General features: G+C 55.1%; 7 protein-coding genes. 3 read left to right on the top strand and 4 right to left on the bottom strand.

What is annotated here, in order from left to right; genetic code table 11:
• The first annotated feature begins 163 nt into the window (after nt 1–163).
• The gene (locus tag GF617_RS01115; RefSeq protein WP_203450879.1) at nt 164–1,285 is read left to right on the top strand and encodes a YbdK family carboxylate-amine ligase; all 1,122 of its coding nucleotides are present in this window, start codon (nt 164–166) and stop codon (nt 1,283–1,285) included.
• Here the strand turns inward: GF617_RS01115 and GF617_RS01110 are convergent.
• The 3 genes from GF617_RS01110 to GF617_RS01100 form a co-directional block, all read right to left on the bottom strand.
• Complete coding sequence (locus GF617_RS01110; protein WP_181622578.1) at nt 1,275–4,370, bottom strand: efflux RND transporter permease subunit; 3,096 nt, start codon at nt 4,368–4,370, stop codon at nt 1,275–1,277. The two genes, GF617_RS01115 and GF617_RS01110, sit on opposite strands and share 11 nt — an antisense overlap.
• A 9-nt stretch (nt 4,371–4,379) precedes the next feature.
• Entirely contained in the window at nt 4,380–5,456 is a 1,077-nt protein-coding gene (locus GF617_RS01105) for an efflux RND transporter periplasmic adaptor subunit (RefSeq protein WP_181622577.1), read from the bottom strand.
• 118 nt (nt 5,457–5,574) lie between these two features.
• Complete coding sequence (locus GF617_RS01100; RefSeq protein WP_203450878.1) at nt 5,575–8,295, bottom strand: cation-transporting P-type ATPase; 2,721 nt, start codon at nt 8,293–8,295, stop codon at nt 5,575–5,577.
• A gap of 500 nt (nt 8,296–8,795) precedes the next feature.
• Between GF617_RS01100 and GF617_RS01095 the strand changes: the two genes are divergently transcribed.
• The gene (locus GF617_RS01095) at nt 8,796–9,044 is read left to right on the top strand and encodes a DUF1158 domain-containing protein (RefSeq protein ID WP_203450877.1); all 249 of its coding nucleotides are present in this window, start codon (nt 8,796–8,798) and stop codon (nt 9,042–9,044) included.
• Here the strand turns inward: GF617_RS01095 and GF617_RS01090 are convergent.
• Complete coding sequence (locus tag GF617_RS01090) at nt 9,030–10,598, bottom strand: alpha/beta hydrolase-fold protein (protein ID WP_203450876.1); 1,569 nt, start codon at nt 10,596–10,598, stop codon at nt 9,030–9,032. The genes GF617_RS01095 and GF617_RS01090 overlap by 15 nt on opposite strands.
• Nucleotides 10,599–10,720: 122 nt before the next feature.
• Here GF617_RS01090 and GF617_RS01085 point away from each other — a divergent pair, with 122 nt between their 5' ends.
• The gene (locus tag GF617_RS01085; protein WP_181622573.1) at nt 10,721–12,865 is read left to right on the top strand and encodes a TonB-dependent siderophore receptor; all 2,145 of its coding nucleotides are present in this window, start codon (nt 10,721–10,723) and stop codon (nt 12,863–12,865) included.
• Nucleotides 12,866–12,879: the final 14 nt, after the last annotated feature.

Raw genomic sequence — 12,879 nt, 5'->3', positions numbered from 1 at the left:
CCAGGATACTAACATCAACGTCCCCTTCTGGCACTTAACAGGCAACTGCGATCTGCTATGAGTAAGGAGCAGAAGTGGAGTATAAAAACGCATCTCCCCTCTCGGGAAAAGAAGAACGCCTCCGTTGTCTATACTCAATTCATCCCCGTCAACGGAGCGCCTCATGCCTTTACCCGACTTCCATTCTTCTGAACCTTTCACCCTTGGCATTGAGCTGGAACTACAGGTGGTTAATCCGCCGGGGTACGATCTAAGCCAGGACTCTTCCGCCCTCATCGCTGCCGTTAAAGGCGACATCAAAGCCGGTGAAGTGAAGCATGACATCACCCAAAGCATGCTCGAAATCGCGACAGGCGTCTGTCAGAACATCGACCAGGCTGCCGCACAGTTTTCAGTGATACAGCAACGTATTCTGCGCGCAGCGGCGGCGCAGCATATCCAGATTTGCGGTGGCGGGACGCATCCGTTTCAGAAATGGCAGCGCCAGGAGGTGTGTGATGACGAACGCTACAACATCACGCTGGAGCGCTTTGGCTATCTGATTTTGCAGGCAACGGTATTCGGCCAGCATGTCCACATTGGCTGCCGAAATGGGGATGACGCAATCTACCTGCTACACGGTCTCTCCCGTTTTGTGCCACACTTTGTTGCTCTGGCGGCGACATCGCCTTATATGCAGGGGACAGATACCCGGTTTGCCTCATCCCGGCTCAATATTTTCTCGGGATTTCCGGATAACGGGCAAATGCCGTGGGTGAGCAACTGGCAGGAATTTGAAGGGTTGTTCCGCCACCTGAGCGCCACCCGTATGATAGACAGCATTAAGGATCTGCACTGGGACATTCGTCCTGGCCCGCATTTCGGTACGGTAGAAGTCCGGGTGATGGATACCCCGCTAACGCTTGCTCAGGCCATTAACATCGCCGGACTGATTCAGGCAACATCGCACTGGCTGCTGACGGAGCGGCCTTACAAACATCAGGCGCAAGATTTTCTGCTCTACCGTTTTAACCGCTTTCAGGCCTGTCGTTACGGCCTGGATGGCATTCTGACGGACGTCAATACCGGGGAACAAAAGACTATCGCAGAAGATATCGCGTGGTTGCTGGAGCGCGTCGCCCCGTCAGCCGAAAAACAAGGTGCGACGAGCGCGATAACGGAAATTGCCCTGATGTTAAAACAGGGCAAAAGTGAGTCGCAGCGAATGCGAGATTTCATTAATGACGGCGGTTCGCTGACCTCGCTGGTACAAAAACAGTGTGAACTGTGGGCCACTAGTCCGTAAGCCGATGTCCCCACTCACGTAAACGCTGGAACAGTACAAACAGCGCCGGAATAAACACAATCCCGACAACGGTCGCCACCAGCATGCCGCTGAACACCGTCGTACCAATAATGCGACGGCTCTGCGCTCCCGCACCGGTTGCCAGCATCATCGGTAACACGCCGATGATAAAGGAAACAGCGGTCATCATTACCGCGCGGAAACGACGTGACGCCCCCTCGCGGGCAGCATCAACAATCGCCATCCCTTCATTGCGCCGCGCACGGGCAAACTCGACAATAAGGATCGCGTTCTTGGCCGCGAGGGCTATCAGCAACACCAGGCCAATCTGCACGTATACGTCGTTAGCGTACCCGGCAATCCACAACCAGACCAGCGCCCCACCGATGGCAAACAGGACTGACAGCATCACGCTTGCCGGAAGCGTCCAGCTCTCGTACTGCGCCACAAGGAACAGCCACGCCATTACCACCGCCGCAAGCACGATCCAGACAGCCTGGTTGCCGGTCTGCTGCTCCTGATACGACATACCGCTCCAGGCGTAGTCATAACCCGCAGGCAGGTTCTCCGCCAGGAGTTCACCCATCACCGCCATCGCGGTACTGCTGCTCACCCCTTCAGCAGCCGATCCACTGACCGACACGGACGGGAACTGGTTGTACTGTTGCAGGAACGGCGCACCTACGGTTGGCGTAATGGTGACAAGGTTGCTCAGACGCACCCGCTCGCCGCTGTTGCTCCGCACGTATAAATCGCTGATTTGCTCAGCGCGCTCACGCCACTGCATCTCGTTTTGCATCACAACGTGGTAAACACGGTTGTTGACGCTAAAATCCCCTGCACGTGTGCCGCCGAACGCAGTTTGCAGGCTGCTGAAGATGCGGGAAACGGGCACATCAAGCTTTGCGGCACGCTCACGATCCACGGTGAGTGTCAACTGCGGCACGTTGCTGCTCCAGGTGGTAAAGACGCGGTTAAGCTGCGGATGCTGATTGGCTTTAAGCAAAATAGTCCGGGTAATCTGCTCCAGTTCCGCCGGGCTTTGCCCCGCTTGCGCCTGAATACGTAGATCAAACCCGGAGGCATTCCCCAGACCGGGCAATGTCGGTGGTGCAAACGTCATAATGGTGGCTTCCGGCAAGGCGAAAAGCTGACGCTGCAACGTGCCCATTACCTCGTCCAGCGGCGGACGCTCGCTCCAGTCTTTCAGCATCACCGAAATAAACCCACCGTTCGACGCACTCGTCCCGTTGAGAAGATTAAAACCGGAAACCTGAATCACATCGTCAACTGCCGGGTTCGCGGCTATAAGCGCACGCGCGGTAGCCATCACCGCTTCGGTACGCTCCAGGGACGCGGCCTCCGGCAACTGCACACTGGCAAAGAAGTAACCCTGATCTTCCTGAGGCAGGAAGCCTTTCGGCATCGACATGAAGCTGAAGGCAACAACGGCAGCCGCAACGCACGTCGCGGCTAGCGCCACCAAGGGCCGCAGGTTGAAGCGGTTCACCAGCCGGGTGTAGGCCTCACGCGTCGCATCAAGCCCACGGTTAAAGCCACGAAATATCGCCGCCGGATATCCGGTTCGCGGGCGAAGCAGTAAAGCACACAGCGCAGGGGTCAGCGTCAGCGCCACCAGGCTTGAAAGAGTGACGGCGGTAGAGAGTGTCACCGCAAACTGACGGTACAACTCCCCGACAATCCCTGGTAGCAACGCCACCGGCACAAATACCGCCAGTAATACCAGCGTGGTGGCGATCACCGGCCCGGCAATCTGGCGCAGTGCGTTGGCCGTGGCCTCTGTACGGCTTTGCCCCTCCGCCATCAATGTTTCGACGTTTTCGACGACAACGATCGCATCGTCCACCACCATGGTGAGCGCCAGAATAATCGCAAACAGGCTAAGCGTGTTGGCGGAATACCCCAGCGTATAGAGCACCGCAAACGTGCCGATAAGTGAAACCGGGATCGCCAGTGCGACAATCAACGTCGCACGCCAGCTTTGCAGGAACAGGGAAACCACCACCACCACGGCGAGCATCGTGAGTGCCAGCGAAACACCAATCTCTTTGATGGTCGCGGCCACAAAACGCGTGGTATCAAATTTCACTTCATACGTTAAATCGTTCGGGAAGCGTTTCGCCAGATGCTCAAGCTCGCCGCGCACCGCTTCCGCCACGCGCAGAGCATTGGCGGTTGGCGTAGGGTAAATCCCAAGATAGGCGGAATCGTGGCCATTAAGCTGCGCTCCAGAGCTGTAACTGCGTGAGCCCAGCTCAATGGTCGCAACATCGTGCAGGCGCACCAGTTGCCCCTGCTCACCCGCGCGGATGATGATATCGGCGAAATCCGCAACCTGATTGAGTCGGCCCAGCCCGTTGATGGTCAGGGTCTGCTGCTGGCCGTTAAAGACCGGTGGCGTTCCAATCTGCCCGGCCGCGCCTTGCACATTTTGCTCACGCAGCGCCAGGGCGATGTCATCGGTAGTAATATTCAGGGCGTTCATGCGATCGGGACGCAGCCAGATACGCATACTGTAATCGCGAGCACCAAACATCTGAACTTGTCCGACGCCCGGCAGACGTGCCAGCGCCTCTCGCACCTGGGTGCTGGCGTAATTACTCACAAACAGCGGCGAGTGGGTGCTATCCGGTGAGTAAAGGCTCACCCCCATCATCAGATTACTGGCTCGCTTGCGCACCTGTACACCATTTTGCTGTGCGTCGGCAGGCAGTTGCGCGACGGCCTGCGCCACACGGTTTTGCACATCAATCGCGGCAAGGTCCGGGTCCGTTCCGGCAGCAAACGTGATACTCAGGCTATATGCGCCTTCATCAGAACTTGTCGACTCCATATAGAGCATGTGGTCCACGCCGTTAAGCTGTGTCTCCAGTGGCGTGGCGATGGCCTCCGCCACGTCGGCAGAGCTTGCACCAGGCCAGCTGGCACTGACGTTTACCACTGGCGGAGTGATCTGCGGGTACTGCTCCACCGGAATCAGCTTCAGGGCAATCGCCCCCAGCAGCGTGACCACCAGGGCAATCACCATCGCGAAACGTGGGCGTTTGATAAAAAAGGTCAGCATAGCGGCTCCTTACTGCAATACCTGAACGGCAACGCCATCCTGTAACCGTTGCGCACCATCCGTGACGACACGTTCATCGACGTTGACCCCCGACAGCACATGGAATTGCTGGCCTGACTGGCTACCCAGCGTCAGCGCACGTTTTTCAGCTTTATTTTCAGCATCAATCACCCAGGTGAAAAAACCGGCGCCGTTTTGTCCAACCGCGGCGGCGGGCAGAAGCAACGAAGATTGCTCTGACTGCGGACGCAGCCAGACGGTGATGCTGCCTCCCGGCAGAAGACGGTGGCGTGGGTTTGCAAATTCCGCCCGTAACATGACGCTGGCAGTACGTGGGTCAATACGGTTGTCAACCGACGTGAGCTCGCCGCGGACACGTTCACTGCCGTTATCGATTTGCGCCTGCCAGGCCTGCTTTAACGCCGTGAGAGTGGCATGTTGTCCGGCTTTGGTGGCAAATGCCCCTTCCTCCAGCGCGAAGGCAATGCGGATGGGGTCGAGTTGTACCACGTCCACCAGCACACCGCTGGCAGGACTGACAAGGCTTCCCTGATGAAACTGACTGTGCCCCACGCGACCGTCAATTGGCGACGTGATGCGGGTATAGGAGAGCGTGACATTGCGGGACTCTAAACGGGCTTTCGCCTGCTCCAGCGCCGCGCTCGCCACGTCACGTTGCATCCGCGCGTTATCCACGTCATTTCGGCTGATGGCATTACCATTTTTCAGGCTTTCAAAGCGCGTCAGTTGCTGCTGCGCCTGGCGTAGTGTAGCTTCCGCACTTTTCACTTCAGCCTGTGCCAGCCTGACGGCGGCGCGCGGTTCAGCATCGTCCAGTTCAAACAGCACGTCGCCTTTTTTCACATACTGTCCGTCACGAAAATGCGTCCGGGTAATAACACCTTCCGTACGCGCACGCAGTTCCACGGTATGAATCGCTTCGATACGGCCTGGGATCTGGCGCTCTGGTGCATGCGTGGTTTCCTCTACGGTCGCAACGCGAACCGGAACAGCGGCAAATGCGGTTTGCAGGGTGCAGGCCAGGAGTGCGCAGGCCAGTGCGGCGCGCAGGGAAGTCAGTTTCATTGAGATTACCTCAGGATGTTTCCCCTCACTCCGCTCCGCACCCCAAAGGGCTAAGGGAGAAAGCCGGGCGAGCCCCTCTCCCGGCGGGAGAGGGATAGGTGAGGAGTAAGGTGTCAGATTATGCAGCTTTACGGAATCTGCGGGTCAGTCGCTTCTCGATTTCGACGATGAAGAACATTGCGCCTGCAATAACCAGGGTGATTGCCCAGTAGCGCAGCGGGAGAGCTTCTGTGCCGAACAGCATCTGCATAAACGGAAGGTAGATAATCGCCAGTTGCAGCAGCAACAGCACGCCTGTGACCAGCCAGATGCCTTTGTTCGCCAGCAGACCGCGGTTCAGGGAGAAGCCATCAGTGTTGCGGCAGTTAATCATGTAGACCCACTGGGCGCACACCAGCATCTGCAGCAACACGGTGCGGGTGAACTCTGCACTGTGGCCGCGCGGCGCAAGCCAGGCTTCCAGCACAAAGGCGGCAATGGCAATCATGGTTCCGACAAAGGCCACGCGCCAGACTGCGAAGGCATCCATCACATGCTGGCCCGTCTGACGTGGCGGACGTTTCATGATGTTACGCTCAGCCGCTTCAAAGGCCAGGCCGAAAGAGAGCGTGGCGGACGTCGCCATGTTCATCCACAGGATCAGCACTGGCGTCAGCGGAATAATGTTCCCCGCCAGCAGGGCGATGATAATCAGCAGCCCCTGTGCCAGGTTGGTGGGCATGATAAACAGAATGGTTTTCTTCAGGTTGTCGTAAACGCGACGACCCTCTTTCACCGAACTGGTAATGGTGGCAAAGTTGTCATCCGTCAGAACCATATCAGCCGCCTCTTTGGTAACTTCGGTCCCTTTGATCCCCATCGCGATCCCGACATCCGCCTGACGCAGCGCAGGGGCATCGTTCACTCCGTCGCCGGTCATACCGACAATTTCGCCTTTATCCTGCAACGCTTTAACCAGGCGTAGCTTATGTTCCGGGCTGGTACGGGCAAAAATGTCATATTCCACTGCCGCATTCGCCAGTTCGATGTCGTCCATTTTTTCCAGTTGATAGCCGGTAACAGCCTGAGTGCTGTTGGTGATGCCTAACATCTGGCCGATGCTCATGGCCGTTTGCGGGTGATCGCCGGTGATCATCTTCACGCGGATCCCGGCCTGCTGGCAGGCGTGAATCGCATCAATGGCTTCCGGGCGTGGCGGATCCATCATCCCGGCAATGCCCAGGAATACAAGACCGTGACTCAGATCGTCGTGCGTCAGCGTCTGCTCACCTGTGGCGGGTTTAAACGCGGCCGCCACCATACGCAGCCCCTGGCTGGCATAGCGGTCCATTTCGGCTTCCCAGTAAGCACGGTTGAATGCTTTCGCCCCGTGACGAGTCTGCTCCTGCTCGCACAGCGCAAAAATAACGTCCGGAGCACCGGTGATCAGGATTTGCTCCTCACTACCGATCTGGTAGTGGGTGCTCATGTATTTGTACTGCGAATCGAACGGGATCTTGTTGATCAGTGTGGTCATGACCGGAGTAAGGTGGGCTTTAGCGGCCAGAACCTTAAGTGCGCCTTCAGTCGGCCCACCCGTAATCCCCCATAACCCCCGCTCGTCCTGAATCAGCTGGCTGTCGTTACACAGGTCGATGGTACGCAGATACTGCTCCAGCACCGTTCCTGACTGGATCTGTACCGGCTCATCGCTGCCTTCCAGATAGATATTGCCCACCGGCTCGTAGCTGTTGCCTTCCACGCGGTAGCAACTGTCTGCGGTGATTACCGCTTTCACGGTCATTTCATTCATGGTCAGCGTGCCGGTTTTATCCGAACAGACCACCGTCATCGCGCCCAGGGTTTCCACAGTGGGCAGTTTACGGATGATGGCCCGCTTGCGCGCCATCGCCTGTACACCCAGAGAGAGAATGATGGAGATAATCGCTGGCAACCCTTCCGGAACGGCAGCAACCGCGAGGCTAATCAGCGAGAGCAGTAATTCGCCCATTGGGATGTCGCGCAGTACCAGGCTAAAGACAAACAGCGCCACCATCATCGCCAGAATCAGGGCAAAAATCGCCTTGCCGAGTTTGTCCATCTGCACCAGCAGTGGTGTGCGGTGCTTTTCGATACCAGCCATCATCTGATTGATGTGACCCAGCTCCGTATCTTGTCCAGTCGCAATAACAACGCCTACGCCGCCGCCTGCACTGACCGTCGTGCCGGAAAAGACCAGGTTTGTACGATCGCCCAGCGAAAGCTCGCCGCTCAGCGGATTAATATGTTTATCCACCACCGTTGATTCGCCGGTCAAAATCGCTTCTTCGACACGTAAATTATGTGCTTCAATCAAGCGCATATCCGCCGGAATACGATCACCCGCACGTAATACAATAATATCGCCCGGGACTATTTCAGTCGTTGGAATAGTTTCATGGCTACCACCGCGAATAACACGGGCATCACTGGAAAGCATATTACGAATACTCTTCAGCGATTTTTCAGCGTTACTTTCCTGGATATGGCCAATCAATGAATTAATGACTGCCACCCCCAGAATAACCAGCGTGTCAACCCAATGGCCCATTACCGCCGTCAGTACTGCGGCAGCCAGCAGAACATATATCAGTACATCATTAAAATGTGCCAGGAAACGCAACCACGCGGGTTTACCTTTTTTCTCCGGCAATGCATTCGGGCCATATTGCTGCAAACGCGCCTGAGCCTCTGCGCGATCCAGGCCGTTAGCCTGGCTTTTCTTGTGAGCAAGCACTTGCTCAACGGTCTGCTGGTAAGGCGTCCCCTGCACATTGCCCCCTGCGGGTGGCACATTCTGCGAGTTCATCATCTTGGTCATTGGGTCAATTCCTTCAATATCCGGTGGTCGGAAGCCTGAATTCCTTTCGGGCTTTAATTCATTCGATTTCAACTGTTTTTAATTCTTGCGGAGTAAATTGATCTGCCGCAATATAATTACTGTCGAGTTATTCAAAATTCATTACACTTTATTCGATAAAATGATTTTTACAAAATATTTCTAAACCACATCTAAACGGAGAGACAGCATGTTTGGAATTTATCGCGGACGCCGCCTGGCGTTGTATATTGTCGCTGCTATTGTTATTGCAACGTTAATTGGATATGGCACTTATATGTTTGTAAAATTAATTTCCTGAACATGACATTAATTTACACAACGAGAATTTAATTTAATGACATTAGAAATATTATTCTTTTTTTGTTATTAATTATCCGGACAATGCACTCGCATTTAGTCAAAAGCGAGGCCAGTGAATACATTGCTTTACGTGAAGAGATGCCTGACAATAACGTTTTTAACTGACGATTAACATTAATATGAAACACCCATTAGAATCGCTGTTAACAGCAGGCGGAATTTTGCTGATGGCACTTCTCTCCTGCCTGCTGCTCCCTGCACCTTCACTGGGGCTGGTTGTGGCACAGAAACTGATCACCGTATTGCATCTGGTTGACCTTAACCAGCTCTATACCATTCTGTTTTGTCTGTGGTTTTTATTGCTCGGCGCCATTGAGTTTTTCGTCCTGCGTTTCATCTGGCGCCGCTGGTTTTCACTGGCGTCGTAAGCCCGCGAAGTCTCGCATGCCGTGGATCAAGGCTTCACACCAGGCCGCATAGTCGTGGCCGCTGGACCAGGGATGGAAGCTGACGCGGTAACCCTTGTCCCGTAAAACCTGATCAAAATCCTGCGTATTACGGTAAATTCCGCCGTTTGGCCCGGCCGTTTCAAATCTTCCCGCCTGCAACCAGAAGCGAACCGGATACTGTGGCGATTGCTGATACTGGCGTGTCAGCCAGCCCGGCGTTTCGCCTTCTGGAGCCCACCAGTAAGATCCTGAGAGACTGAGCACATTGCCAAACAGGCGCGGATAGCGCAGCGCGACCCAGGACGAAGCAATACCACCATAGCTGGAGCCAGCCAGCACCGTTTTTTGGCGCTGCATCGCCATACCCTGACCACGCAGCCACGGCAGTAATTCATGGGCCATAAAGTCGGCAAATGCAGGGTCTGGCGGTAACTCTTTGCCACGTCGGGCGTGATCGAGGCTATCAATAAAGACCACGTTGACCGGCGGAAGATGGTGTCGGGCAATCAGTCCGTCCAGCACATTGGCAAAATGGTACTCATCCTGATAAATCTGCCCATCAAAAAGTATGAGCGTCCAGCGTGCAGGCTGTGCCCCACGCGGTTTGTAAATCATGACTTCACGCGAGTTATCCAGAATTCGGCTGGCAAACCTGTTGCGGGTCAACGTGCCGGATACCAGCGGTTGTGCCACGGCCTGCGCTGTGCAATAACGGGCAGGACTGAGATCAAGCAACGAATAGCGATTCCAGCGATCGGTCTTTTGATCGCCAAAGGTCTGCGGATTGAGCGGATCGGCCTGCGCACTCACCAGGATCGCCCGCCGCTGATCCCGCGAACTGCCTTCCACGCGCGGCACATCCGGTGCGAGTTTATATTGCATAACGGTATCAGCAGGAACCACATAGCTGCGAAACCAGACATCCGTATTTCCAAGACGAAACAGGGGATCGTGATCGCCTGCTGGCGAGCCAAGAAGAAAGACGTTATCGCGTGCGCCACGCCATAAAAATGTCACGCGTTTATGGCTGGCATCAACCGGCTCCACCATCGGCGTTCCCTGCCGGATCTGCGCCTGCCAGAACGCATCAGTACTCCCACCAGCAGAAACTGTCTTAGCCAACGCCTGCAACGTCGGGCTTTCAGGATCAAGCATCTGAATACGGGGAAGCGCGGAGGTTTCCTTCATCCGCCACTGAAAGCGCCACGGTTTCCCCTCTTCGCCGTGAAGCACCAGTGAGGTGCTCTGCTGAACAGGCAGGGCAAAAAGCAATGTGTGTTCACCGTCCACTGGCCCCTTTTCAACCAGGGTGCGGATACGACGGTTTTGCCCGTCCAGTAAACGGGCATCCGTTACGCCGCTCAGCGTCGCAGACACATAATTTTCACTCAGCGGTGGGAGCACAAAACAGACCTCACCGCTGGCATCAAACTTCCCCTGAAGCTCACCCTGAATGGACGAGTGCTCGCACGTTGTTGCCAGTGCAGGCAACGTACTGATCCCTAACAGCAACCCACTCCATGCCCTCGTCATGACCACTTTACTCCCGCTAAATTTGCTAACAACGCTAATGCAAATGGTAATAATTTGCAATATCATTTGGCGCGTTGTTCAGGTGTTTTTATGGCGATAGCAATCAAGGATGCATAAATAATATGTTTAAAAATAATAAGATAATGAAACTCTGGCTTCTGAGCATGACAACGTTCAGCGTTGCAGCTCAGGCAGAAACAAAAGAAGAAACGCTACTGGTAACAGAGAGCGTGAGTGAAGAACCCACTGCGCCTGTTAAAGGAATGGTGGCGACAAAAACCCTCTCTGCGACCAAAACCAGCGCCGAGATCGTGAAAACGCCTCAATCAGTGTCGGTGATCACCCGCGATCAGATGAACGCCCTGGATGTCACCTCGGTGTCACAGGCACTGCGCTATTCCGCGGGCGTTTTCACGGAATACCGCGGCTCATCGAACCGTAACGATGAAGTGTTTGTGCGCGGCTTTAGCTATGTGCCGAAGTTCCTCGATGGACTGAGCTATGGTGCAACCGCCTCCTCACAAACCGGCACGATGGATCCGTGGCTGCTTGAGCGGGTTGAACTGGTGCGCGGCCCGGCATCCGTGTTGTTTGGGCAGGTGAACCCCGGCGGGCTTATCAGCATGACCAGCAAACGCCCGACCAGTGATGCTATCCATAACGTACAGTTCCGTACCGGTAACCATGATCTGGCCGAAGGAGCGTTTGATTTTGGCGGCAAGCTCAGTGACGACGGCAGCGTACTTTATCGCGTAAACGGCATTGCCCGGACGCAGCATAATCAGGTCGAGGATTATAAAGAAACGCGTATGGCGATTGCCCCGGCGATCACCTGGTATCCCAACGATCAGACACGCTTTACGCTGCTGACGAGCTATCAGAAAGATCCCGATGCGGGCTACCGTAACTTCCTGCCCGCCTACGGGACGGTGAACAGTGCTAACGGGCGCTATATTCCGCGCGATTTTAACGTCAGCGACCCGAATTACGATCAGTCATGGCGCGAGCAAACCATGATTGGCTACGAATTTGAACACCAGTTCGATGATGCCCTGACCTTCCGCCAGAATGCACGTTACGCCACCATTAAGCAGAAATACCGTTATCTGGTGTATGCCAACAGTGCCGCCAACAGCACGGTGCTCACGCGCCGTGCTCAGCATGAAGAGCGCACCACCGACGAGTTCGGTCTGGATAACCAACTGGAAGCGCAGTTTGCCACCGGAGAGATCAGCCACACGCTGTTAGGCGGACTGGATTATAAGACCAGTAAAGACAAGCAGCTGCTGGAGCGCGGGATGGGTTCCCAATATAACATGGACTGGACACACCCGGTTTATGGCCTTCATATAGATGAAAGCACCTTCAGTACCGCCACGGATGAACAGCAAAACCTCGACCAGATGGGGTTGTATGTGCAGGACCAGGTCAGTTGGGATCGCTGGGAATGGCTGGTGTCCGGGCGCTACGACTGGAGCGAAGTCCGCACAAACGATTTTACCGACAATAGCCTTACACAGCAGAATGACAGTAAGTTCACCTGGCGTACTGGCCTGCTGTACGCGTTCGATTTTGGCCTGTCGCCGTATATCAGCTACAGCACCTCCTTTGAACCGAGCCTGCAAACCAATCGCGCACCGGGCGTTGCTCCGTTTAAACCGACAACTGGCGAGCAAACCGAAATCGGCCTGAAATATCAGCCTGTTGATACCACGCTGATGACAATAGCCTTGTACGACTTAACGCAGGACAACGTCGCCACTTACAACAGCGCCGAAGGCTGGTTTGAAAATGCAGGCAAGGTGCGCTCGAAAGGGGCTGAATTTGAGATCCACTCCACGCTAATGGATAACATCAACCTGATTGGCTCCTACACCTATACCGATGCCAAAACAGAAAGCACGACGGTCGCCGGAACGGAAGGCAAAACCCCGTCACGAATTCCAGCACATATGGCATCGGCTTTCGCCAGCTATACCCTTCCTGACGGCGTGCTGAAAAGCCTGACCGCGGGTGTGGGAGTACGCTACATCGGGACAAGCTATGGCGATGCCAAAAACACCTTCAAAGTGCCATCGGTTGATTTATATGACGCGATGATGAGCTACGAATTGGGCGAAATGAACAGCAGCCTGAAGGGCGCCAGCATCCAGTTCAACGTCAATAACATTGCGGATACCAAATACGTGGCATCCTGCGCCAGTGATACGGCGTGTTTCTACGGGATTGGCCGTACGGTAACGGCAACCGTGAATTATCGCTGGTAATTGAGAGTGCAGTC

Source organism: Lelliottia sp. RWM.1 (assembly GCF_016859735.1).
In the GTDB taxonomy this organism is placed as follows: Bacteria; Pseudomonadota; Gammaproteobacteria; order Enterobacterales; family Enterobacteriaceae; genus Enterobacter.
Note: the sequence above shows the minus strand (reverse complement) of the source record. Positions and strands in the feature narration are given on the sequence as shown.